This is a genomic window from Parasediminibacterium schistidii (genome assembly GCF_046546515.1).
GTDB lineage: Bacteria > Bacteroidota > Bacteroidia > Chitinophagales > Chitinophagaceae > Parasediminibacterium.
This window is the reverse complement of the sequence record NZ_JBKHKJ010000003.1, coordinates 43,427-69,652: the sequence shown is the minus strand read 5'-3', so window position 1 is coordinate 69,652 and position 26,226 is coordinate 43,427. Positions and strand designations below refer to the sequence as shown.

At 42.9% G+C, this 26,226-nt stretch carries 12 protein-coding genes; all 12 read left to right on the top strand.

Annotation, left to right across the window (positions count from 1 at the left end):
* Window positions 1-167: 167 nt before the first annotated feature.
* The 12 genes from ACHFIY_RS02555 (at window position 168) to ACHFIY_RS02500 (ending at window position 26,222) form a co-directional block, all read left to right on the top strand.
* Window positions 168-2,609: a hypothetical protein gene (locus tag ACHFIY_RS02555; RefSeq protein ID WP_410844483.1), complete on the top strand. Its 2,442-nt coding sequence runs from the start codon at window positions 168-170 to the stop codon at window positions 2,607-2,609.
* Window positions 2,610-2,777: 168 nt separating this feature from the next.
* The gene (locus tag ACHFIY_RS02550; RefSeq protein ID WP_410844482.1) at window positions 2,778-4,280 is read left to right on the top strand and encodes a sialate O-acetylesterase; all 1,503 of its coding nucleotides are present in this window, start codon (window positions 2,778-2,780) and stop codon (window positions 4,278-4,280) included.
* Window positions 4,281-4,378: 98 nt separating this feature from the next.
* Complete coding sequence (locus ACHFIY_RS02545) at window positions 4,379-8,536, top strand: glycoside hydrolase family 2 TIM barrel-domain containing protein (protein ID WP_410844481.1); 4,158 nt, start codon at window positions 4,379-4,381, stop codon at window positions 8,534-8,536.
* 121 nt (window positions 8,537-8,657) lie between these two features.
* Entirely contained in the window at window positions 8,658-10,307 is a 1,650-nt protein-coding gene (locus ACHFIY_RS02540) for an alpha-L-fucosidase (protein WP_410844480.1), read from the top strand.
* Between the two features lie 44 nt (window positions 10,308-10,351).
* The gene (locus tag ACHFIY_RS02535; protein ID WP_410844479.1) at window positions 10,352-11,713 is read left to right on the top strand and encodes a glycoside hydrolase family 30 protein; all 1,362 of its coding nucleotides are present in this window, start codon (window positions 10,352-10,354) and stop codon (window positions 11,711-11,713) included.
* Between the two features lie 35 nt (window positions 11,714-11,748).
* Complete coding sequence (locus tag ACHFIY_RS02530; RefSeq protein WP_410844478.1) at window positions 11,749-13,971, top strand: right-handed parallel beta-helix repeat-containing protein; 2,223 nt, start codon at window positions 11,749-11,751, stop codon at window positions 13,969-13,971.
* Between the two features lie 351 nt (window positions 13,972-14,322).
* Window positions 14,323-16,629 (top strand): glycosyl hydrolase family 95 catalytic domain-containing protein, encoded by a 2,307-nt coding sequence (locus ACHFIY_RS02525; protein ID WP_410844477.1) that lies wholly within the window; start codon window positions 14,323-14,325, stop codon window positions 16,627-16,629.
* Between the two features lie 92 nt (window positions 16,630-16,721).
* Window positions 16,722-17,966 (top strand): sialate O-acetylesterase, encoded by a 1,245-nt coding sequence (locus ACHFIY_RS02520; RefSeq protein ID WP_410844476.1) that lies wholly within the window; start codon window positions 16,722-16,724, stop codon window positions 17,964-17,966.
* A gap of 12 nt (window positions 17,967-17,978) precedes the next feature.
* Window positions 17,979-20,051, top strand: coding sequence for a beta-galactosidase (locus tag ACHFIY_RS02515; protein WP_410844475.1), 2,073 nt, complete (start codon window positions 17,979-17,981; stop codon window positions 20,049-20,051).
* A gap of 30 nt (window positions 20,052-20,081) precedes the next feature.
* The gene (locus tag ACHFIY_RS02510; protein ID WP_410844474.1) at window positions 20,082-21,752 is read left to right on the top strand and encodes a GH35 family beta-galactosidase; all 1,671 of its coding nucleotides are present in this window, start codon (window positions 20,082-20,084) and stop codon (window positions 21,750-21,752) included.
* A gap of 144 nt (window positions 21,753-21,896) precedes the next feature.
* A complete protein-coding gene (locus ACHFIY_RS02505) occupies window positions 21,897-23,426 on the top strand; it encodes a sialate O-acetylesterase (RefSeq protein WP_410844473.1) in 1,530 nt (509 codons plus the stop codon).
* Between the two features lie 444 nt (window positions 23,427-23,870).
* On the top strand, window positions 23,871-26,222 hold the full coding sequence (locus ACHFIY_RS02500) for a hypothetical protein (RefSeq protein ID WP_410844472.1): 2,352 nt from the start codon (window positions 23,871-23,873) through the stop codon (window positions 26,220-26,222).
* Window positions 26,223-26,226: the final 4 nt, after the last annotated feature.

Genomic DNA, 26,226 nt, shown 5'->3' with positions numbered 1-26,226 from the left:
CTTTGTGTCAATGCATAGAATAAGTTGGGTAAGCCACCACTATTCATTCCCCATGTTGCAAACACTGGTTCCTATGGTTCAATTGTAAGATAACGGCAATTAATGCCTATTGCTGCTGTTAAACTATTGTTTTTGTTTACTAGTCTTGTTATGACAAAAATATTTTGATGCGTAAATACAACGATTGCTGCAAAGGAAAAAATGCTCAAAAACTGTTTTTATCCTCTTTGTTTTGCCTAGTTATGTTGCTGCCATTAGCAAACAAGAGCTATTGCCAGTCAGTACCATCTTCTACTATCGTGAAAAAAGAATACCTAGACTGGGAGATGCTGAAGCGCAACAACAATTTTGGGTACACCAATGAGGAAATAAAAAAATACTTTGATTACCCACAGGTATTTGAATACAATTATGATGGGTATGCAAAAGAATTGGTGAAAGCGCCTCCCGCTGTTGGCATACACCCTAGGATATTGTTCAATGCAGAAGACTTGCCAGCCCTCCGCAACAAAATTGCCCAAACCAAACCTGGCAAAATTTGCATGGATGGCATCCGTAAAGCTTTGGAAGATTTAATATTATCGCCCAAAGCAAAATACAAAGATGTATATGAAGATGCTGCCAAGGGCATTGAAAATCCTGCTATCACCAATGTGGAAGTGGCTTGTGCTATCATCTACGAATCTTACCGTTGCTTGATTGATAATGACAATGAAGGTGGTAAAAAATGTGCCGCTGCGATGGCCACATTAGCCAAAATAGACAATGCCGCTTTGGATAAATACATTGAGGGTTGGAAAAAAAAGCATGGGGATAGTGGTGGCTATTACGATTACCAAGAAGTAAAAAGCCTTACCCATTCTGGGTTGTTGGGGCTAGGGTACGATTTTGCCTATAATTGGATGACTACAGAGCAGCGGGATATTGTGCGCGGCACCATTGCCAAAACTACTAGCAATTTTAGTTTCCTTGACTGCGAGGCATTGCCTGCATTCCCAGCCAATACTTCTAACTGGATACCTATGCACCAGGTGTTTATTTTCTTATGCTGCGCTATAGAAGGCGAGCCTGGCAGCGACCTAAATGCTTATAAAAGGGCGGTTGCAGGCTACAAGCGTTATTTAAGTGTTGGCTTTTTCCCGGCAGGTGATATGTTTGAAAGCATGGGCAAGAACTTCTTGTGTGCCGAGGACTTGCTTCCTATCTGCAGCCGTGGTGATGATTTGTTAGCCTTAACGCAAATACGCCAGCAAGTCGCCCATTATTACCTACATGCCATGGATCCTTGGGGCAAGTTTTTTACCTTCTTTGATTCTTTGGGCGGCAGGGGCAATACCACCCCAATGATAGATGTAATGGTGATAAAAAGGATGTTCCCGAACGACCCCACCATAGATTTTGTATATAGGAATTGGGTTGGGGACGATTATGCTTTCTTAAAGAAACAAGTACATTTTGGCCATCCCTTGTTGCTGGACAATGGCCTCATGAACTCCATATTGTGCGTGCCTTATGACGAGAGCAAATCATACACACAAGCACATGACATGGCCACGGCAGGCAAGCCACTTACTTTTTTTAGCAACAACACGGGCAATATGATTACCCGTACTTCTTGGGACAAGGATTGCCTGCAATTACATTCGCTTACACGCAATGTGGCTGGTGGGCATGTATATGCTGACCGCTCGCATTTTAACATCCACGCACTAGGCCGTTACTGGGTAATATACAAACCGCTTAGGCAAGTGGAGGAACATTACCTGCCCAAGCACAGGTCTGTTGATTTGATTGATGGCAAAGGCCCGGGTTTTGCGCCAGGAAAAACGGTTGATATGCAAGACAATGCAGATGCAACTTTTATAGCAGGGGATTATAAAACCAGCTACGATTGGACTACGGGGGGCAATAACCGCTTCCCGAAAGGTGGCGTACAGGTGCTATTTACCGCCAATGATTTCCCATTGCACAAAAGTAGTTTGCCATGGATGGACATGCCTTATAGCGATTTGCCATATTGGCAAACATCCAAGAAAGGGTCTGAATGGTGGCTGCCGAACAATCCCGTTCAAAAAGCTTTTCGTAGCACTGGCTTGGTAAGGGGGAAATACCCTTATGTGTTAATAACAGATGACATTCAGAAAGATGGAAGCCCACACGATTACCAGTTTGGCATGTCGCTGGAAGATGACTTGCTACAGCAGGGGACGACTGTGGATAAGAAAGATAAAAACTTTAAAAACGATATTATACTTGGAGCCAATGGCGATAACCGCCAAATGCTTGTGCGGGTGTTGAATGCCGATGGTGCAGATGCTTCTGCGCCAGCAATAGTAGAAAATTATCTATTGCCTAACCCTCCAATGAAAGATATATCCATGAATCACATGGTCATTAATTGCAAAACAGTTTCTCCAGATTATAAAGTACTCTTGTTCCCTTATGAAAAAGGCCAGAAAATGCCAGTTACTTCGTGGGATGCCAGCCATACAGTGCTGAAAGTAGAATGGCCGGGGCAAATAGATATGATTACCTATGCAAAAGCGGCTGATGGTCGTACACGGATAACAATAAAAAGGGATGGCAAAGAAATAATGGTGCTTAAATAGAAATAGCTACAAAGCCACAAAAACTCAAAGAAGCACAAAGAAAGCTTGCACTTTAGGTAGCAATTTGGGCTGTGTGCCTACGGGTATCAAAAAAGCATCCCTAATAAAACATAAGGATTGCTAATAAATGGTCATTAATTAAAAAGAACTGAATTTAAAATGATGGGTATGAACAAAATAATTGTTGTTATTTTTCTATTGATATGTAATTATGGTTTTGCATTTGTAAAACCCAATTCTTTGTTTTCTAATAATATGGTGCTGCAACAAGGTGTTGCTGTTCCAGTTTGGGGTACTGCAAATGATGGAGAAAAAATATCCATCAGTTTTAATGGTCAAAAAATAAGCACTACTGCTAAGGAAGGTAAATGGATGTTGAAACTAAAACCGTTAAAAGCAGGTGGTCCTTTTACAATGACAATAACTGGGGACAATACTATAACTATTGAAAACGTGTTGGTAGGTGAAGTGTGGGTTTGCAGTGGGCAAAGCAATATGGAGCGGCAGTTGGGGCTGCGGGGTTCACAAAAACCTATTGTAAATTATATGGAAGAAGCTGCCAAAGCCAAATATCCTGAAATACGCCAATACTTTGTGGCAAAAAAAGCAGTGGATAGTTTTGTATATGATGCCAATTCTAAGTGGGTGGTTTGCGATACGGCTTCTGTATTAAATTTTAGTGCCGTGGGTTATTTTTTTGCTAGAGATTTATATAATCATCTTCATGTGCCTATTGGGATGATATTTACATCAGTAGGAGGCACTCCTGCCGAAAACTGGACTACAAGGGCTGCGTTAGAATCGAATCCTGAGTTGAAAAAACTAGTGGAAGATTATGATAAAGCATTAAAAGCCTATCCAGAAGCCACAGAAAAATTTAAAGTAGAGCAGTATAGCTTATTAGCCAAATGGAAAGAAGATAGTTTGGCTGCTGCTATTGCAAAAAAAGCAATTCCTGCCAAGCCTGCACCACCAAGAAATCCTGCTGGAGGTGCAGGAGGTTTGTATAATGGAATGATAAATCCATTAATTCCTTATGCAATTAAGGGGGTAATTTGGTATCAAGGCGAATCTAATGGCGGTCGGGCTAAAGAATACCAAACGCTTTTCCCTACAATGATTAAGGATTGGAGGCAGCATTGGAATCAGGGCGATTTTCCTTTTTTGTTTGTTCAAATTGCTCCCTTTCGTTCAGCCAACCCCAAGTTAAGAGAAGCTCAATTGCTCACTCTACAAAAAGTACCCAATACGGCAATGGCAGTAACTACCGATTGTGGCGACTCTGCCGATATTCATCCACCATTTAAGCAACCAGTTGGTAATCGGCTCTCTATTGCAGCAAGAGCATTGGCTTACAATGAAAAAATAGAGTATTCTGGTCCGTTGTATAAAGGTTTTGAAGTAAAAGACAATACCATTACTGTTTCATTTACACATGTAGGCAATGGATTAGTAGCAAAAGATGGGGAGCTAAAAGGATTTGTAATTTCGGGTGATGGTAAAAAATTTTTACCTGCTACCGCAGTGATAAAAGGCAATATGGTAATTATTTCTAGCCCAGAAATAAGTAAACCAGCAGCAGCACGTTATGGATTTGAAGCTTTTCCTAAGGTAAATTTATATAACGAAGAAGGTTTACCTGCCAGTCCTTTTAGAACCGATGTTGATTAATTGTTAGCTGATTTAAACTTATTTTCAACCTTTATAGAGTTTAAAAAAGCTATAAAGTATTATTGTATTATCCAAAACAGGGTTCTTATTTTTATTTTATGAAGAAAATTTTTGTAGTTGTTTTTGCTTGTATATTTTTTCAAACCACATTTGCTCAGTCTGTTGGTTCCCATCTTCCTTTTGCACTGCCTACAAAATCAATTCGCAAGGAAATAAGCCTAAACGGGCTATGGGATTTCACAAGTAACAAAGCCAAGCAAACTACGCAAATCCGTGTGCCAGGTGCATACACAAATGTTTGGGACGGCAAATGGGGCAAGCCCTATTGGGATGTATTTAACTACCCCCGTGAATGGAAGGGCGGGGCTATCTACAAGAAAGATTTAGTGTTGGATGCTAACCTGCAAAAAAAGAATTTACGCCTGCATGTAGACGGCTGCTGGCAGAATTATTCTGTTTTGTTTGATGGCAACATATTCGATACTATCCACGATGGATACAGTGCCAGGAATTTCGATCTGGGCAAAAACCTTTCTATTGGCAGCCACTCATTGAAAATCAGGATAGAAGAGGAGGAAACAAGGCTAAGCGGTGGGGAAAGCATGAAATCGAAAGGTATTTGGGATGATATTTCATTGCAGGTGCTGCCCGATATTTTTGTGGAGCAAGGGTTAGTAATCCGTACATCTTTTACAGATAAAAACATATCCTGCGATGTGCCTATTAACAATACTACAGATGATAACCAGACTTTTATTATTAAATATTTTATTACAGATGCCACGGGTAAAGTGGTAAAAACAATTGATGGCGGCGAGCAAACCCTGCCAGCCAAAACAAGCAAAACATTTGCGGTAAACGAGGCTTGGGCATATGCGCATTTATGGTTCCCGCATGACCCATATTTGTACCATTTCAACACAGTGCTGTATAAGAAAGACGGCACGGCGATAGACTGGCACAAAGAGCGTTTTGGGTTCAGGGAAATTAGCTGGGCTGGCCCTAACTTGTTTATCAACGGTAGGAAGCTGTTCCTACGTGGGCATGGGGAACATTACCTAGGCGATGTACAGGCTTCCCGTGCCTATTTTGTAACATGGTTCACCGAGCTAAAAAAGATGGGTGTGAACTTTATGCGCCTGCATATTTACCCAAGGCACAAGGTTTTGTATGAAGTAGCAGACGAACTGGGCTTTTTGCTGGAGGCAGAACCTGCTTTCCACTTTAAAGTACCTACAGACCAGACATTTGCCAAGCAGCACTTGGGCGATATGATGAAAAACTTGATTAACCACCCCTCCATCTTTACATGGAGCGTATCTAACGAATTGCGCTGGCAAGGCGGTGGCGAAAAGCCTTGGCTGATAGACCATGCCCATTCCATTGACAAAACCCGTCCTGCTTTCGCTTCGGACTTTAGTGCTTTCTCCACGCATGGCGACATAATTGGCCACCACTACAATACCGATTCCGTGTTTAAGGAATGGGAACAGTTTGGGGCAAACAAACCCATGGTGTGGGACGAATGTGGCGAGGTTTGGCAACCCAACCGCCCCCTTGGGAATGGCACGGCCGGCTATGAAGTAATAGCACAAGATTATGCAACGGGCATTTACAGGGATGGGCAAAACGAAATAAAAGCAGCGTTCGACCTTGTGAGGGAAGGCAAAACATTTGCCGGCAGCCTGCACCGCATCAATGCCCTTAGCCCATGGGATTTTGGCTGCGTGTTTTTCCGCTGGCAGCCTTACAACCGATACCGTGGCATTGCGCCTGCCTATAAAACACTGGAAGGCCCGGGCGTGAAACCCAAACAAATACTGCCATGTGCTACCCCTGTAAACATCTGGGACCCTACCTTGCCCGTTTACGAGCCAAACCCCGGCTACTATTTGTTTGCCGAGGACATGAAATGGGTACGCTTCCCGTATGACAGCAAAAACTTTTCCTTCTTTGGTGGGGAAAATGCCTCCATTAAAACCCCATTGTTGCAGTATGATGACCTGCGTTTTGTGGATGAAATACATTGCAAAATAGAAACACCAGAGGGCAAAGTCTTGTCCGAAACCATCAAAAAACAATCCTTGCAGCCAGGCGATATGCTGCGGGACGTGGAATGGCATTTTAACATCCCTTCGATATCCACGGAAACGCATATCCATATTGTGCGTGAGTTTTGGTACAAAGGCAAAGCAGGATACAAAGATGTACGGGAAGGGCATATTTACCCAAGGTTATCGGCTTCGCTTTTGCATTTGAATGGGAAAAAGATTGGGGTGATTGATGAAGATGGGGGATTGATTAAAGTGCTTACCGATGCAGGCATACCTTTTAAGAAGCTACTTGGAATGAGTAATCCAGCAGATGCAAATATTGTTTTGGTTGTAGGCAACAAACTTCCAGATTATGCAAAAACACAAGCTTATCAAGGCTTGACATTAATTCAATTTATGAATGATAATGGTTTGCTCAAAGGCAGTGCGAGGCTATTTGCAAACGGGGCAAACTACAAAGTCTTAGATGGTATTGGGCAGGAAGAACTTAGTTTTTGGAAGGGAGGCAACGAATATGGTGGGATGGAAAAACCAAGTGTCTCTGAAAATTCAAGGGTGTTGATTACAGGAGACAAAGATGGTAAGACATCGGCATTGCATCAAATATATACTGGCAAAGGATGTGCGTGGGTAACTTCCTTGAAACTTACAGAAACAGCGAAGCTAGAGCCAGTTGCGGGGTGGTTGTTGCATAACTTGATTGACAATTCTGCTAATTACAAACCAATTATCAAGACAAATGAAGCCGCAGTTTATGGGCAAACAGATTTTGTTGTTTGGATGAATAAAACAGCGAAGCCAATTTCTGCTGTAAATGCTGCTTCAATAAAAGATTTCAAAGTATTATTCTTAGATGCAAGGACAAACGCACTCACAGACGAAGAAGTAAAAACCATCAAATCTTTTGAAGACAATGGGGGAAGAGTTTGCATTTATCAAATTACAAATAAAACAATTGACAGCTACAAGAAATTGATCGGGGATAGCTTAACCCTAACCAAGCCTTTCCTGGATGAAAAAGCTGGCTGCGTGAAAGCAGCTACAAGCTGGACATTGCGTAGCACGCCCAAAACAGGCGTTGAGTATTATGACAGCGTGGTGGTACCCCAGCCTTTTGAACCCAATTACGACCCTTTCCTTTCTGGTTTATCTAACATAACCCTTAATTGGAACGGTAAAGCCATGTTTCAAAATGGGGTGAAGATGAAAGGCATTTCCCCAGTTTCGGTGAATGATAGTTTCCGCATATTGGTGAGCAATTGGCGGAACGACTGGAGCGTGCCACCTTTTGGGGCTGAATACATCAATGAAGGGAAAGACATGCGGCAGGCAATGTGGTACCTGAACCGTGATCCAGTGCTGGCAAGCATAAAACAAGGGAAAGGCGAGTATATGCTTTGCCAATTGGATTTGATTAATGGAGGCGAAAAAGGATTGACCATAGCCAATCAAATATTAACCAATTGGGAATGTTCTGTTGGGGGTACTACTTTTTTCCCTGATAAAAAGGACGTGTTCGATTTCACCGCAGCAGCAGACCAGAAACTGAGGATGACTAAGGTAGAAACTGAAATTGCCAAGCTGCAACCATTAGATAGCCTACCTTCTGTATTGTATGACATGGGCGGGAGTTCGGATGGCAAACAACGGAAGATTTTATTGCTGACAGATAGCAGGATGTTGGCGGTTGCCCCTGAAATTATTAAGAAGTTAACTGGCTTTGGAAGTGTGTCTTATTCGGGCGTTTCTGTTAATAACCCTAAAGCTTTTAATAACAATGTAGAAAGTGCATTGGGCGGCACCAAGTGGGATGTTATTTACTTGTCGGTTGGGTATGACGGCATTACCGATTTTTCAGAGCAAGGCTTGCAAAAGTTTGATGCCGATATTACTGCTTTGGTTACTACCCTCAAAAACACAGGTGCAAAACTGATGTGGGGTACGCAAGCACCATTTCCCACGGCATGGTTTGGGCAACTGGACAATGAAAAAATATACCTGCTGAACCAGCGAGTGAAGAAGATAATGGAAGCCAACAGTGTGCTTGTAAATGACACTTATGGGTTTGTTATGGATAAAACACCGGAATACATTAGCCAAGATAAAAAGGAACTTACCTTGATGAATTCCGATTTTTTCAAGGCATTTACACCTAAGTTGGTAACAACAATAGTAGAGGCATTAAAGTTTTTTGGTAATTAAAAGTATTAGTCACGAAATATTAGCCACTAAGGCACAAAGACACGAAGAAGCACAAAGAATTACGTATAGCCACTTAGAAATTTCAAGGAATAGTGGCCAAAAAAGCATGGCATAAAAAATTATGAAAAGAATAATCAGTATTTTGATAGTAATCATTGCCCTTCAAATGAGCAATGTATTGTCAGCCCAGTCAGTCCCCCTTACTTATGAGCAGAAAATGAAGGAATGGAACGAATCCAAATTTGGGATGTTTATCCATTGGGGGCTGTATGCCATCCCTGCCAAGGGCGAATGGTATATGCGGCAGTCCAAGACATCAGTGGCGGAGTATGCAAAGCTGGCAGCCCAATTTAACCCCACACAGTTCAATGCAGATGAGTGGGCTTCCATTGCCAAAAACTCAGGGATGAAATACCTAGTCATTACTTCCAAGCACCATGATGGGTTTGCAATGTTCGATTCTAAAGTTACTGATTATACGATAGTAAAAGCCACCCCTTTTAAGCGTGATGTAGTAAAGGAATTATCCATAGCCTGTAAAAAAGCAGGGATTAAGTTTGGCATTTACTATTCCACTATTGCCGACTGGCACCATCCTGGTGGGCAGGCTGGCTGCCCACATTGGGACTCAGCCCAGAATGGCAACTTGGATGATTACATGAAAACAGTTGCTGTACCACAGGTAAGGGAATTGGCAACCGAATATGGGCCTATCTATGAGTTTTGGTTTGATAATGATGGCTCTAAAGGAATAACGCCAGCACTAGCGCAGCCAATTCACGATATTTTAAAACAATTCCAACCCAATGTTATTGAAGATTCTAGGTTGGCAGGGGGCGACTTTCAATCGCAAGAACAAAACATTAGCCCTTTTGCTCCAAAGGGTTATTGGGAAGCCTGTGTTACCACAACTGGCGGGTGGGGCTACACAAACAAGCCTGCAAAGCCAACTTCAGAAATATTAAAAATGATAATTGATATTTCCAGCAAAGCCGGCAATATACTGCTGAATGTAGGCCCAGATGCACAAGGCTTAATCCCTGCCGACAATGTGGACAGGTTAAAAGCCGTGGGCTCATGGCTAGCCAAAAATGGGGAATCCATTTATGGCAGCGACAGGGGGCCGTTTGATTACTTGCCTTGGGGTGAAAATACCCGCAAGGGAAATACTTTGTACCTGCATGTGTATGACTGGCCAAAGGATGGTTTATTAAAACTAAAATTAACGAATAAAGTAACCAAGGCTTATTTATTGGCTGACAATAAACAAAAGATTGGGATAAAGGCCATTGGTGAAAAACTAACCCTCCAACTTCCTGCTATAGCCCCCGATTCCATCGCCTCTGTTATTGCCTTGGAAGTGGAAGGCGATATAAAACGTGTTACTTCCCTAGCCACGGACAAGCCAGTATCTACTTCCTGCACGGAAGATAAAGCAAGGCTAGTAAAGAATGTGGTTGACGACAACCCCGGCAGCGAGTGGCGTTCAAAAGATAGTACAGGTTGGCTAGAAATAAACCTTCAGGCAGAACAAAGTATTGGTAGTGTAAGGGTTGGTGCTTTTACAAATATGCCCGAAAAATTCTCTTTGCAATACAAGCAAGGCGATAATTGGGTAACTATTTTTAATGATACCGATATGCCGAGGAATGAATATGTAAAAACTTTTGCACCCATAAAAGCACAATATGTCCGTTTAGTTATTAATAAAATAAAAGGGAATGGAGGCATTTCGTTGAGGAGCTTCGAGTTGTTCCCGCCAATGGATTAATTTGATAGGCTCTTGATAGCTTACTAAAATTCTTAAAATAGTATATGAAAAAGATAATAATTGGTTTAGTAGGCTTTTGTGCATTTGGGGTTCAAGCACAAAAAGTAAAATGGGTAAGCACCACTGATTCCGCAAGGTGGCAGGCGCATCCAACGCTTCAATTAAAAAAATTGGATGGTGGCGTTAATGATTCTTTGTTTTTGATTGATGTATCACAAAAAGCACAACAAATTACAGGATGGGGTGGCTGCTTCAATGAATTGGGATGGAAAGCGTTGCAGGTATTGGACGAAAAAGACAGGGAAGCAGTGCTAAAGGCTTTGTTTGACCAAAAAGAAGGAAGCAAGTTCAATATTTGCCGTACTCCGATGGCAGCAAGTGATTTTGCGTTGGATGCCTATTCCTATGACGATTTTCCTGATGATTACGAAATGAAACATTTCTCTATTGAAAGGGACAAGAAAACATTGATACCCTTTATTAAAGCAGCTATGAAATACAGCCCCAAATTAACAGTGTGGGCATCCCCTTGGAGCCCTCCGGCCTGGATGAAAACAAACAACAACTATGCTGGCGGGAGCCTAAAGTTTGAACCTAAAATTTTTCAGGCTTATGCGCTTTACCAAGAAAAATATGTGCAGGAATACCAAAAAGCGGGCGTTCCACTGGTGGCAATTCACCCACAAAATGAGCCTATTATTAAAAGTAAATACCCAAGCTGCCAATGGTTGAACGCAGACTCCATGCGTGATTATATTAAAAATTACTTGGGCCCAAAGTTTAAGGAAGACAAAGTGCCTGCACAAATTTGGCTGGGTACTATTACTAATAGCGACACGAATTGGTTTAAAAAGATTTTGGACGACAAAGAGGCTGCCGCTTACATTTCTGGCCTTGGTTTGCAATACAACAGCTTAAAAGCCTTGACTTTCCTTCGGAAAAACTACAACTTGCCCATGATGGAAACGGAAACGAGGTGCTACAATGGGAAAAACACTTGGAAAGAAGGCGAGGATACATACGGCTTGATGTACGCTTATTTAAAAGGGGGCTGCCAAGCCTATATGTATTGGAACATGGTTTTGGATGAAACTGGAAAAAGCAGCTGGGATTGGAGCCAAAACAGTTCAGTAGTGGTAGATACCAAAAACAAGACCTTTTCTTTTACGCCACAATTTTATGTGATGAAACATTTTAGTGCTTTTGTAGCACCGGGTGCTTATTTGCTAACGCCTAATAAAGCAAATGATAATGCTATCATCTTTCAAAACCCAAATGGGAGTATCGCAGTTGTAGTAGCAAACAAAGGAACGACCACAAAAAAATTCTCATGCTCCATTGGCGGGAAAGTTTTATCGGTTGACCTTGAGGCCAAATCGTACAATACTTTTCTTATTGGCAAATGAATTTGTATTAACTAAAATTTATACTATATCACATCATGAACAAAAGGACATTTTTAATCGTAGCAATAACCTGCAGCTTATTTGCTGCTCATGGGCAAGCATTTTCGCCCATCACCTATACACCTGCTATTAAAGAAATAGACATAAATGCGGATAAATGCCCCACCCAATTATTTATTTCCCCAACGGGCAATGATGGCTGGAGCGGGATGAAAGTAACCGCTTCGGGTAATGATGGTCCCTTTGCCACATTGGAACGTGCAAAAGAAGAAGTGAAGAAACAAAAGCATAAAAACCTTCCCAAAGGCGGTATTGCCATCAATTTGTTGGGTGGTGTTTACCCACTTGTAAAATCATTTGAATTAAGTGCTGATGATGGCGGCACCGAAGGTTCGCCAATTGTTTACAAGGCTTGGAAAGACGAGGAGGTTAGTTTAATTGGCGGCAAAAAACTTACTTCAAAAGACATTAGTGCCGTTGCCAACCCTAAGATATTAGCAAGGATAAACCCTATAGCTAAGGGCAATGTTTATCAGTTCGATACCAAGGCTTTGGGCATTAACCACAAGGATGTTTTCCCTGATATGTTTAGCGATGGGGGAGGCATATTTGAATTATTTTTTAATGGCAAACGGTTGCCATTGTCCCGCTGGCCTGATGAAGGCAACACCACAATGAAAGAAGTGGTGAACCCGGGCGAAAAAAACATACCGGGTACTTTTATTTACCAAGACAGTACCCCCGTGCAAAACTGGCAGGGCAACAACAATATATGGCTGAAAGGCTTCTGGCGGGTAGGCTGGGAAAACCCTGCCATAAAAGTAGCTAGCATAGATACAACTACGCACCAAATCACTTTTAAAGTTGGCCTGCAGGCTGGCATTGGCAGCAAATACAAACGCCCAAAAGGCTCCGGTAAAGAAGAGTGGTATGCCATTAACTTGCTGGAAGAAATAACCAAACCCGGCGAATGGTGTATGGACTTCAATACAGGCATTGTTTATTTCTGGCCGCCTGCCCCGATTGACCAAGCAGATATTATGGTTTCGCAAATGGACCAGCCTATTATATCCGCTAATAATGTTGCCAATGTTGCGTTTATAGGGCTAACCCTAGAAGCCTCCTTGGGCGATGGCATGGTATTTACCAAAAGCAACCAAAACTTAGTGGCGGGCTGCACTTTCCGCAACTTGGGAGGTCGAGGTGTTGTATTGGATGGCATAAAAAGCGGCATACAAAGCTGTGATATGTATGGCTTGGGCAGGGGTTGCATCGTTATATCTGGCGGCAACAAGGAAAAACTGATAGAATCGGGCAACTATGTTATAAATAACCATTTGCACGATTATGGTGCGTTGAAATCGCAATATTCTGCCGCAGTTGACCTTTATTCTGATAATAAAAATCTAGATGCAGTAGGCATTTATGTAGGGCATAACTTAATACACCATGCCCCACGGGACGGGGTATTATTTGCTGGGCAAAAAAATGTGTTTGAATACAATGAAATCCACCGTTGTTCCTACGCTACCGCCGATGTGGGGGCGTTTTATTCTTGGCTCGATTGGACAATCCGTGGCGTGGTTATCAGGTACAACTATATCCACAATACCGTGGGTGGCGTAAACCCAGACGATGGTTCCTCAGGCACATTTGTTTATGGGAACATTTTTGCTGGTAACAGGACGGGTATATGGATTGCCAGCGGCCCCGACCACAGTATCATAAATAATATCTTCATCAAGAACGATGGCCCTGTTTTTGGCATGGATGAGCGTGGCAAAGGCAGGGGTTATGCCACCAATAAAAAGTTATTGTCAGGCGTAGATGCTATCCACGCTAGCTCTCCGCCATGGAGCATTGAATTCCCCGAAATGCCAACACTATTAAGCAGCCACCCCGAGCTGCCAATCCGCACCAAGTTTATCGGCAATGTGGTTTGGATTAAAAAAGGCGAACCTGTATTAATCAAACTGGGTAAGGAAAATAAGGCAGATACTGGCATCATCCGAATGGAAGGTAATTTTGTTACCGATAAGGATCCGGGGTTTATAGATGCAAATTCCGGCAATTTGAATGTAAAGCCCAATGCGCCGATTTATGAGAAGATACCTAGTTTCCCGAAAATAAAGTTTGATAAAATGGGGCTTTATATAGATAAGTACCGAAAAAAATTGCCAACGGCAGAGGAAGCAGGTAGGCTACCTAGCCAAAACCCATGGAAAGATGGCGACACGGATAATTATTTTGGAACTTAATTACTGGGCAATGATTGCCCCTATAAGTTGCAGAGGCATTCCCGCAAAACGCAGGGGCACTCCTGCAAAGTTCGGGGGCATTCCTGCAAAACGCAGGGGCGCTCCTGCAAAGTGCGGGAACATTCCTGCAAAATACGGGGACACTCCTGTAAAACCTTGGGACGTTCCTGCAAAGTGCGGGGGCACTCCTGCAAAGTGCAGGGACATACCTGCAAAGTGCGGGAACGCTACTTAAACTTGCAAAGGGCTATGCTATAAGAAGGGGTGCCGCCCTCGCAAAATAGGTTGCCATCAACGCAAGATGCGTGAAGTACATTTGCACTTAAAACACGAAAAGGCATTACTGATCATATGAAAAGATATGTTGCCATATTATACCTTTTTGCCGCCTGCGGGGCTATCCTCTCATGCGTGCAGCCCGCCATTGCGCAAGTACAGCTAAAGGTAGATTGGCCAAATTTCCTTGCCCAGCAAGACATGGTTTGGGCTAGGATGCCCGCAGACTACTACGAAGGGCCTTTCGTTGGCAATGGGCTACTGGGTGCCATCCTGTTTAAAGACAGCAAGAAGGAAAATACCTTATGCCTTGAAATTGGCCGCACAGATGTGTACGACCACCGCTCAGCGGCCATTAAAAGCACCAATGCTTTTGGCAGGTTACCCATTGGGCAGTTATTGCTTTCGCCCTTGGGAACCATCAAGGCAGTCAGCTTCCGCACCAACCTTTGGGATGCCGAGGTTAGTGGCACCCTTACTACCACGCAGGGTACTATAACCTTGCGCTGCTTTGTGCCTTCGGAAGAAGAATTTATAGTACTAGACATAAAAGCCACAGGTGGCGAAACGGGCAATTGTTGCTCATTCCGCCCCGAGCAAGGTAACCATCCCCGCCCAACCGTTCAGCCTAATAGAGATAAAGGGGCGTACCTGCCAAACCCACCCTATACCACATCCGTTACCAATGGCACAGAGGTAACCACACAGCCATTGTTGGAAGGCGATGACTATGCCACCGCTTGGCTAAACCGTACCAATGCCGATGGTTCACACACAGCGTTCATAACAGTGGCCAACCGGTGGGCAGTTAGGTTATTGCCAGCCAATGGGTCTGCCGCCGATGCCGTGGCCACGGTACAGGCTGCCTTGCAAAAGGATATGGGCTTGGTGGAAAAAGCGCACCGCAATTGGTGGCACAACTATTACCCGGCCAGTTTTGTTTCCCTGCCCGATGCCCGATTAGAGAGTTTTTATTGGATCCAATTATACAAGTTGGCCAGTGCCACCCGGGGCAACCGCCCTGTGGTAGATTTGATGGGGCCATGGTTCAAGCCATCCGTATGGGCGGCTTATTGGACAAACCTCAACATCCAATTAGCTTATTACACCTTAGGCACTACCAACCACCTTGATATAGCAGATGCATTGTACCAACTGATAGAGAAAAATACCGACCAGTTAATTAAAAATGTACCTCCAGAATTTCGAAACGATTGTGCCGCCTTGGGCAATCCTGTTGGCTATGGTGTGCTAAATGCACCTGTTGGGCTATCTACAAACAATAAAACACCCATGCGCTTGATTGCCCTGCCTTGGCTGATGCAGCTTTTTTACACGCACAATCAATTGTCGATGGATGATGAAAGGCTTCGCAATACCATTTATCCATTAATGAAAAAAACCTTTACTATTTATACCCGCATTATGCAGTTGGGCGATGATGGTAAATACCATATCCCATACACCTATTCAGATGAATATGGCAATGCCAATGAAACAAGCCTGAATATAGCATTGGCTAAATGGGGGTATAAAACACTGATTGAATGTGCAAACAGGCTAAAGGTTGACCAGCAAAACGTGATAGAGTGGAGGAATATTTTGAGCAAAATGGCAGATTATCCCACCGATTCCACAGGGATTATGATTGGGAAAGACGTTCCATTTGCAAAGCCACACAGGCATTATAGCCATTTGTTTGGCATTTTCCCATTGTATGAACTGAATATCGAACAACAGCCAGAATCGTTGCCCTTGATGCAGCAATCTATTGAGCATTTCACAAGCATAGACGGCGATAACTGTATGTTCAAGTTTAATGGTGCCTCATCGCTTTGGGCAGCCATTGGCAATGGCGATTCGGCATTGAAATGGCTGAACCGTTCGTTGGTAGTTTTAAATCCCCGCACTGGCCCAACGGTAACGCCCAATACACTATATAGTGAAAATGGCTGGCCCACGTTCGAGTCGCCTATTGCATCGTCCCGTTCCGAATTGGATATGCTGCTCCAAAGCTGGGGAGGCAAAATCCGGGTGTTCCCTTCATTCCCTGCTGCTTGGAAAGATGCAAGTTTCTATAACTTAAGGGTAGAAGGAGCTTTTTTGGTTAGTGCAGTTAAGAAAGGTGGGATTACTAAATTTATAAGCATCAAAAGTTTAAAAGGTGAACCCTGCACCATTAAATGCGATATGAAAGGAGCAATAAAGCTGTTGGCATCCAAAGCGGTGAAAATGGTGCAACATGATGGCTTGGTAACACTTGCGCTGCCAAAAGGGGAGGAGGCCATCCTTTATTCGGGAGCAAAGCCTGCATCATTTGATGTAACGCCCTTGACATTAAAGGCAGGAGATAGTAATAGTTGGGGCGTGAATGAAAAATGAGTAATTAATGATTTTAATTTTGATAAATCATTCGAAGGATTTGTTGCTTGCTTCGTTTTAACTAATTAAATAATAGGTATTAATTTTCAAATATGAAGAAGCTTGCTTGCGTTTTGCTGTTATTGGTGCTGGTAAAAAATACCAATGCCAATGTGAAGCCCAATAATGTTTTCAGCAACAATATGGTGCTGCAGCGCAATGCGAAAGTGCCAGTTTGGGGTACTGCGGAGGAAGGGGAAAAAGTGAGGCTTACTTTTGGGGAGCAGAAAGTTTCAACCACTGCCAAGCAAGGCAAATGGATGTTGTGGCTGCAACCGATGCCTGCCAATAACCAACCGCAGGTAATGGAAATTGAAGGCAAGAACAAGATAACCATTACCAATGTGTTGGTTGGGGAAGTTTGGTTTTGCTCGGGGCAATCGAACATGGAAATGTGCGTGGGCAAATACAAAATGTATCGTGGGGTGCAGGGCTATGAGGATGCATTGAAGGATGTAAATCATCCAACGATTAGGGTTTTGCAAATACCACACTATAGTTCTGGATTGCCTTTGCCCGAAACCAATGTAGCTTGGCGGGTTTGTACCGATTCGGCAACCATTTATTGGGGTTCAGCAGTTGCGTGGTTTTTTGCAAAAAAGCTAAACAAAGAATTAAATGTACCTGTGGGTTTGATTAATGCAGCTTGGGGAGGGTCGCCTATACAAGCTTGGACGCCGCCATCCATTTTGAAAGAAAGCAATGATTTTGAAAAAGAAAGGCGGACATTGGAGGTTGGGGACAGCCTTTATAGCACTTCCACGCATTTGCAAAAAGAAGAATGGGAAAAGGCAATATTTCAGGTGATGGATACTTTATCGGTAGTGCCTCCCTCTGAACAATGGATTTCTAGGCCACCACTGCCAGTTCAGTCAGGTCATAAATTAAGCTATCCTAACCCTTCCAGCCTTTACAATGCCATGGTTGCCCCAATAATCCCTTACTGCATCCATGGGGTTTTGTGGTACCAAGGAGAAACCAACTTGGGGGATGGGATGTTTTATGCAAAGCGGATGGAAGCATTGGTAAGTGGTTGGCGAAAAGCATGGGGCGAGGGCAGTTTCCCTTTTTATTATGTGCAGATAGCTCCGTTCGCTTATAAAGACTGGCCAGTAAAAAATGCCACACCTGATTTATTGCCCAAGCTTTGGGAAGCTCAAAAAGCAGCTTTGTCTATCCCAAACACAGCAATGGTGCCCACGGACGATTTGGGTGAACTTGATGATATACACCCCATACGCAAAAAGGAAATTGGGGAGAGGTTGGCGGATTTGGTATTGAAGAATTTGAATAATTAAAAAAGGAAAATATTGCAAAAATTTACAACCATATTTATTGTGTTCTTCCACATTGCTTCATTTTGTTTTGGGCAATCTTTCCAATTGGGGGCAGATTATTATCCAGAGCATTTTCCAATAGAAAACGTTTCTAGAGATGCACAATTGATGAAGGCGGGAGGACTAAACATAGTGAGGATGGGAGATTTTGCTTGGTTTAACATGCAGCCTGATAACCATACCTATACATTGGATTGGCTGGTGAAGACAGTGGATACCTTGGGCAAGTACCAAATGAAATCGTTGCTATGCACGCCAACAGCCGCCATCCCTAAATGGATGTTTGACCAATACCCAGACATAATGCAAGTCACCGAAACCGGGCAAAGGAAACCCTATGGAAAAAGGCGGCACGCTTGCCTTAATAATGAATCTTACAGGCAATATTCATTGAAAATATCCGAACAATTGGCTACAACTTTTGCCAATAATCCCAATGTAGAGGGCTTTCAGATTGACAATGAATTAATGGCGGAAGACCCCTATTGCTATTGCGAAACCTGTAGGCAAAAATTTGCAAGCTGGCTGAAAGAAAAATACAAGACTCTTGAAACCCTTAATAAAACATGGGGCTTGGCTTTTTGGAGTGAGAACTTAACAGATTTTAACCAAGTATTCCTCCCTAGAAAAGGAGATAATCCAGGGTGTTTTGTAGATTATCAGGAATTTTATAGCGACTGCACCATCGATTATTTTAACCTTCAGCGAAATGCCATTAAAAAGATCGCCCCTCGTTTGAAGGTTACACACAATATTTGCTCAAGTGGGTTTATTTACAAATTAGATATGTATAAACTTGCCCGCAACTGCGATTTTTTATCTATTGACAATTACCCTTACACTTGGACATTAGAGAATGAATATGCCCCGGTAGATAACTTCGATTTTCATCCAGCAATGGCTTCAATGGCTTTGTCGCAAATAAGGGGGGCAAGCAAAAAGCCGTTTTGGGTTACTGAACAACAAATCTCTAGGACTGCTGGCAAACAAAGGAAAATGATTGAGCCAGGCATGGTTCGTTTGTGGTGTCACCAAGGGCTTGCACACGGGGCAGAAAGCATCTTGTTTTTCCCATACCGGACATTTGAATATGCCCACGAGCAAATGATGAACGGCGTGCTAGACGCAGATAATATCCCTAGGAGAAGGTATGAAGAAGTAAAGCAAACCTCATCCGAGCTTTCTAAGATAAAAGCACTACTTGGTAATGCCTTCCCTGTTGCAAAAGCGGCTGTACTGAGGGATTTTAAATGCGATTGGGCTTTTGAGGATGGCAGAGTAAGCTCAGATTTCAGGTATATGCGCCACATCTATGCTTATTACAGGGCTTTGCGTGAGCAGGGAATTACAACAGACATAGTATCACCAACAGACAACCTAAGTGCTTATCCCTTGGTGCTTGTGCCTGCACAAATACTGGTTACTCCAGAACTATGTGCCCAATTGAAAAAGGCAGCAGAAAACGGGAGTACCATAGTGATAACCTGCATGACAGGCCTGAGGAATCCATCCATGAAATCTTTTGGCAGGTTACTGAACAAAGGGATTGAATCATTGGCTGGTATAGAAATGGAAGAGCAGTTTGCATTGATAAAGCAAGAAAATACGGCTATTGATTTTCCAAGCCACTCCATTAACCAGGGATATACTGGCTCTTTATGGTATGACCATTTTAAACCACTTTCTGCTGAAGTTTTGGCTACTTATCAAAGCCGTTTTCTAAAAGGCAAACCAGCCGTAGTAAAAAACAGGGTAGGTAAAGGTGCAGTTTACTATATAGGCACTGTGCCTTCTGACAGTATGATTAATGAACTTGTTCATGATTTTATCGCAAACGCACATATTTCCCCTTTGGCTAAGTGTGCTAATAAGCTAGTGGACATTACCGAGCTTAAAGACAAAAAAAGCTATATGTATGCCATAAATTTTTCTCAGGAAGACCAGCCAATAGAGCTGTCGACACCTATGAAAGATATATTCACCAACAAAACGGCAAAAGCAGTAACTGTAAAAGCAATGGATGTGCTTGTTTTGGAAAAAGAATAAAATTAAATGCTAAACAACCCGTGGTTGCGTATGAAAAATATATTGGTAACGTTTCTTGCTTTCTTCTTTTGCTGTGGCTATGCACAACTGCCGCATTTGCAAAAGAATAAGTATGGGGTTACACAAATGGTAGTGAAAGGCAAGCCCTTTCTTATGCTTGCAGGTGAGCTATATAACTCATCTGCCAGCAACAGGGCATATATGGAAAGCACAATGAAAACTTTAAGTAGTGCCAACTTAAACACTGTTTTTGTTCCTATATCTTGGGAATTGATTGAGCCTAAAGAAAATCAATTCGATTTTTCAAGCATTGACCAAACATTGTCTTTGGCTCGCAGGAACAATTTAAAAATAGTTTTCCTTTGGCTTGCCACTTGGAAAAATGGGATTTCGCCTTATGCACCAATGTGGTTGATGCAAAACACTGAACAATACTGGCGGGTAAAAAATGCCGATGGTAAAAACACGCAAACCTTATCTGCCTTTTGCAATGCTACTTTAGAAGCAGACAAAAAAGCATACGTTGAAGTAATGAAACATATTGCAAAAGTAGATGCAATAGAAAACACAGTATTGGCAATGCAGGTAGAAAATGAAGTGGGGGTTTTTGCCCAAACCCGCGACTTTAGCCCTCCAGCAAACGAAGCTTTTTCCAAAGAAGTGCCACAGTCGCTTTTGCAATACTTAATTAAAAATGAGCCAACAATAGAGGTAGAATTAAAAGCAGCTTGGAAAGAAAATGGCTCAAAAACCAAGGGCAGTTGGGCAGAAGTTTTTGGCAAAACAGATTTTACTGATTTGTTTTTCATGGCTTGGCACTATGGGGTTTTTGTAAATGAAATTGCGCTAGCTGGCAAAAAAATCTATGCTTTGCCCACTTATATAAACTGTTGGATGCCAGCAACCCCTAAACCCGAAGCAAGGCCAAATTATACAAAGCCTGGCACCTACCCAAGCGGTGGCCCCATAATAATGGTGGCAGATATTTGGAAAGCTGCCGCCCCTGCAATAGACATTATCTCACCTGATATTTATGGGGACGACTTTGACTTGCAAGCGGGCTTTTTTCATCGGAACGACAACCCATTGTTTATTCCTGAAACCAAAGCTATTGCTGGCAGAGCCACATACGCCTTTGCTAACCTAAATGCAATTTGTTTCTCGCCATTTGGCATAGATGATCAAACAGATTCTATGAAACTGGAGTATGGGATGTTGCAACAGATGGCACCATTCATCTTGCAATACCAAGGTTCAGGAAAAATGAAAGGGTTTTACAGGAATGAAAACGATACAATTGGCGGTTTTATTGCATTAGGGAATGATGTGTTGTTGAATGTTCACCTGACAAGGCCTTATACAAAAAGGAACGAAGATTTGTACGCCAATGGAAAATACCCAACAACCTACGGGATAGTGATACAAACAGGCGAGAATGAATGTATTGTGGCGGGGAAGAATATTTACGTAAGTGCAAAATCAATCAACCCCGCCAAAGAAGTATGGCTTAGGGATGTGTGGGAAGGCAATTTTAGTGAAGGGAAATGGAAAAAAAATACTTTAATGAATGGTGATGAGGCGGGTTTGTTATGGAGCAAAAAGACCCCTGTTTACAGGATAAAATCAAATCCTACCATTAACCCGCCATTGCCAACTGCCCCAGCCATTTTTAGGATGAAAGCTTTGGTTTATGATTTATAATGTAGGTAAATGAAATGACCTCTGGTAAGTAACGAGACATAGTTGTCTTAGTAAAAATCTCAGAGGTTCTATTCTTGCCCCTCTCCTTTGGAGAGGGGTTGGGGTGAGGTCTCTAAAAAATGTTTTTAATAAAAAGTGAAGTATATGAATAAATTAATTTTAGGGCTAGTACTGGCAGTTGTAGGTACAAATGCCAAGGCACAAGTGAAACCTGCCAGCCTGTTCAGCGACAACATGGTGTTGCAGCGAGAAACCAACGTGCCTGTTTGGGGAACAGCTTCAGAAGGCGAGAACGTAGTTGTGGAATTTGAAGGCCAAAAGCTAACAACTACCGCAATGGATGGCAAATGGAAAGTGAGTTTAAAGCCATTAAAAGCTGGTGGCCCTTTCACATTAACCATAAAAGGAACGAACACCATTACTATTAAAAATATTTTAGTAGGCGAAGTTTGGTTGTGTACAGGGCAAAGCAATATGGAACGTTCATTGAGTTATGACACTGCTGGCAAAGAAGCAATTGCCAATTCTGCGAACGACATGCTCCGTTTGGTGACCATTCCCCACAATTCTAAAGACACTCCCCAAACCGAAGTGCCTTGCAAATGGGTGGCATCTAGCCCCTTAACCACCAAAACATTTTCTGCTACGGCCTATTGGTATGGAAGTAAGTTGCAAAAAGAATTGGGCGTGCCAGTGGGCATAATCAATTCATCTTTTGGCGGAACGCCCATTGAAGCTTGGATTAGTGAAAAGACTTTGGTGGATATAGGGTTGCCAAAAGATGCCAATAACAATCCCTCAATTGCCCGTGCCGAATACGAGCGAAGAAAAGAAAAGATGAAACCTATTGTAGATAAATACATTGCAGATAAAGAAGCTGCCAAGCAACAGCATTTGCCATACCCACCAGTGCCTGCTGGCATGGTGGGCGATTACCGAGGCCCCAATGTATTATACAATGGGATGATTGCCCCGCTAATCCCTTTCGCCATCAAAGGCATGGTATGGTACCAAGGGGAAAACAATAGCTATGTGGGTAGGGCAAACACTTATTACCAATTGTTGCCTGCCTTGATAAAAGAGTGGCGTAGCGAGTGGGGGCAAGGCAATATACCTTTTTTCATCGTGCAGCTTTGCCCCAACAGGAAGAAAACCTTAGACCCCAACTTGCCAAGTGGCATTGCAACTGTTAGCGATGCGCAACGTTCCGCATTGAGCGAGCCAAATACTGCATTACTAGTTACCACAGATTTGGTAGAACCTGATGGAGATGTACATTACAAAAGAAAAGAACCCCTGGGTGCAAGGCTGGTATTGGCAGCAAAGGCAATGGCGTATAACCAAAAGGTAGAATACTCCGGGCCTTTGTACAAAAGCGTGGAGTTTAAAGGCAGCAAAGCCATACTTAGTTTTACCCATATTGGCGGAGGTTTGGTAGCCAAAGACACTGCACTTTGCGGCTTCTCCATAGCAGGGGAGGATAAGAAATTTTATGTAGGTAATGCCGTGATAGAAGGGGATAAAGTAGTGGTTACAAGCCCTAATGTGGCAAACCCTAAGTCAGTAAGGTATGGTTGGGCAGATCATCCTACACCCGATTTGAACTTTTGGAACAAGGCTGGCTTGCCCGCCGCTGTTTTCAGGACAGATAATTGGGAGTTGCCAGTGAAGTAGTAGTAAGTAATAAATAGGAGGTTTTGCGCTTCCTTTTATTCTTATGCCAAGTGTTTTTGCTTTGAGGGTTTTTGTTTAATAGATATACCCTAGGTCTTTGAATTACGAGTTTGCAGGGATGCCCCTATAACTCTTAGGGATGCCCCTATAACTCTTAGGGGTGCCCCTATAGCTCTTAGGGATGCCCCTATAACTCTTAGGGATACCCCCATAACTCTTAGGGATGCCCCCATAACTCTTAGGGATGCCCCCATAACTCTTAGGGATGCCCCTATAACTCTTAGGGATGCCCCTATAACTCGTAGGGATACCCCGTAACTTGCAGGGTTTACCCCCTAAACTTGCAGGAACGTTACAATTCAGAACTCCAAGAAGGGTTCAACTGGTCTTAGTTCAACTTCTTGCCTTGGTGCATTGGCAGCTAAAAACATAAATAAATTGATTATGAAATATAAAAAGCTTCTTTACTTAATAGGATTATTGGCTTCCTTACAAACGTTTGGCCAAGTACAAACAAAGCCAACAGTTGGCGACAGCCTTGTTTTGTTAAAAAACAAAGTAGGTGCTTTGCCGCAAGGCAGCCAGCCTGAAAAATGGAAGAAAGTAGTTTTTGAAATGGCAATAGAACAGGCGGAGAATGACATGTCTGCTAATTTGCCTGAGGAGGCTTCGGTGGTCTTGGCGGATATTGCGGCTAATATTAATAAACCACCTTCTTTATTTGTGGCAAAAGCCAATGATGTTTCCCTGATAAGCGCATTGAAGATGCCGAAGGTAAAAGATGGCAACCCCTATATTGAAAGGCTGGTTGCAGGAGCAAAAGATGAACTAAAAAAAGAAGATATTGTATGGGGGAAAATAACGCCTACAAGCCAAATATTTAAGGAAAACGGGGGGGCATATGGTTCCCGTGCTACTGCAGTTAGGTTGCAAGCCATGCTTTGGCTGTTAGTTAACCCCGCCAGCCCAATGGGTGGCGATCCTGAACTTTTCAAGCGTTTTTTGCGTAGGTACTTAGCTTATGTGGATGGGTTGCTTAATGGGAAGGAAGTAAAAGCAGGGCAACAGATATTCGATGACTTTGCCATTGCCCCTGCAAGCTGTGCTTTGCGTGAGTTTGCCGAATTGTTCCCCAATCTTTTATTGCCAAGCCAACAAGAGAAATTAAAGGAGGGGATGAAAATAGGGGCAAGGGTTATGTATGGCAAAGCCAAGGACAGGCAGGGCGATTATGCCAATATAGATATTGCATTGTCTTACGAGCTGCTGAATTTTGGTTTGTTCCTGCATGATGATACTTTGCTTGCCAAATCGAAGTTTTTAATGGAAGTGCAGGCAAAGAATATATATGCCGATGGGGCAGTTGCTTATAAGGATCATCAAAATGAATCGCATGCTTACCATGATGCAGATGTGTCTTATTTGTCCCGTTATTATGAAGTAACTGGTGATGAAAAATGCTTCGAATTACTCAGGCGAACGGAATGGTATGGACCAGTTTCTAGTGGCCGTTTAGGCGAATTTTGGACAGTGCCTTCTTGGAAAGGGACTTGGAATGCCAATAATGCCCGCCCATGTGGCGGGGAGCCTGTTGCAAGCATTACTGGAAATCCATACTTGCGCTGGATATTGGATTTGGGTGGTGAAAATGATAAGCCAGACTTAAAGAACTGGCCTGACGCACGTCCCAATATTGGCTGGTACAGGAACGATATAAAGCCAGTGCCACTGCCAGAAAACTATACGGTAATAGATAGGAATATTTGTGGGCCAAGGGCATGGTATGGGCAATTCAACTATGCAGCCACCGTAAGGGATATACCCGATAATGAGCCTGGCATTGCCACCATCATGGGTTTGCAAGCTACAGATAACAAGTTCAAATTATCTTCATCCTTGATGAGTGTTTACTCCCGCATTCGTACAAAAAAAGATGTGGTTAGCAAAGACGGCAGCATAAACAAAACTGCTTATGCTTGGCTTACTTCCAAACTGAAAAGCTCAGTGGTGATGGGCAAGGATTTTAGTGCTGTTGCAGGGTCATATCAGTTGCACCAATATGGAAGCTCAACAAAAGGGCCAGTGGTAGATTGGAAGGGAATGCAACTTTGGCTAGGGCTACCAGACAGGGTGATTGGATTGTTAGGTATCGAACCATTGAAAGACCAAGCTGCAGCTTATGGCATAGATGGCGTAATTAGCCTAGTTTTTGGTGGCACGGCCTTGGCGGAAACACCCAAGAAAATCAAGGAATTAGGCAACAATGAATATGCTTATGGCGATTTGATTGTGAAAATCCATGACCACAACTACAAAAGTCTAAAGGCGGCAGAAGTGCCTTTTAGGTTGCCAAAAGCCCCTATTACAGAAATACTGATGCAGGATGAAGCGGGTGAAGGGGAAAATGTGGAGCATCATTATCCGCTATCTACCAATTATCATTTTATAGCCGAGATAAAAACAACCTGGGCAAAGGGGGAGGCAATTGTAAAACAATTGCCTAGTAAGGATGGGGTTATTGCTTTTCAGGTTTACTTGAACGCAAAGCAATACACCATCTTCTTTAATGGGTCAACTACCGATGCAACCTTAAATTTTGGTGGGATAATTATTAAAGGTATTCCCTCAAGCATTCATCTTTCTACTGCACCCAATGCCAGCCCTTTGCTTGCTATCCCTAAAAGCTACCTATTGCCTGCCGGGCAGTCAATTGTTATTGTTAGTAGCAAAGATGCAAAAGACCATGAAGCAGGCTGGGAGAATATGCAGGAGATGCTTAAAACCATGGTAAAGTAAACAC

Excerpts from the sequence above, each read along its gene's own strand:
- ACHFIY_RS02555 (WP_410844483.1), top strand. The coding sequence starts at position 168 with ATGCGTAAATACAACGATTGCTGCAAAGGAAAAAATGCTCAAAAACTG.
- ACHFIY_RS02550 (WP_410844482.1), top strand. The coding sequence starts at position 2,778 with ATGAACAAAATAATTGTTGTTATTTTTCTATTGATATGTAATTATGGT.
- ACHFIY_RS02545 (WP_410844481.1), top strand. The coding sequence starts at position 4,379 with ATGAAGAAAATTTTTGTAGTTGTTTTTGCTTGTATATTTTTTCAAACC.
- ACHFIY_RS02540 (WP_410844480.1), top strand. The coding sequence starts at position 8,658 with ATGAAAAGAATAATCAGTATTTTGATAGTAATCATTGCCCTTCAAATG.
- ACHFIY_RS02535 (WP_410844479.1), top strand. The coding sequence starts at position 10,352 with ATGAAAAAGATAATAATTGGTTTAGTAGGCTTTTGTGCATTTGGGGTT.
- ACHFIY_RS02530 (WP_410844478.1), top strand. The coding sequence starts at position 11,749 with ATGAACAAAAGGACATTTTTAATCGTAGCAATAACCTGCAGCTTATTT.
- ACHFIY_RS02525 (WP_410844477.1), top strand. The coding sequence starts at position 14,323 with ATGAAAAGATATGTTGCCATATTATACCTTTTTGCCGCCTGCGGGGCT.
- ACHFIY_RS02520 (WP_410844476.1), top strand. The coding sequence starts at position 16,722 with ATGAAGAAGCTTGCTTGCGTTTTGCTGTTATTGGTGCTGGTAAAAAAT.
- ACHFIY_RS02510 (WP_410844474.1), top strand. The coding sequence starts at position 20,082 with ATGAAAAATATATTGGTAACGTTTCTTGCTTTCTTCTTTTGCTGTGGC.
- ACHFIY_RS02505 (WP_410844473.1), top strand. The coding sequence starts at position 21,897 with ATGAATAAATTAATTTTAGGGCTAGTACTGGCAGTTGTAGGTACAAAT.
- ACHFIY_RS02500 (WP_410844472.1), top strand. The coding sequence starts at position 23,871 with ATGAAATATAAAAAGCTTCTTTACTTAATAGGATTATTGGCTTCCTTA.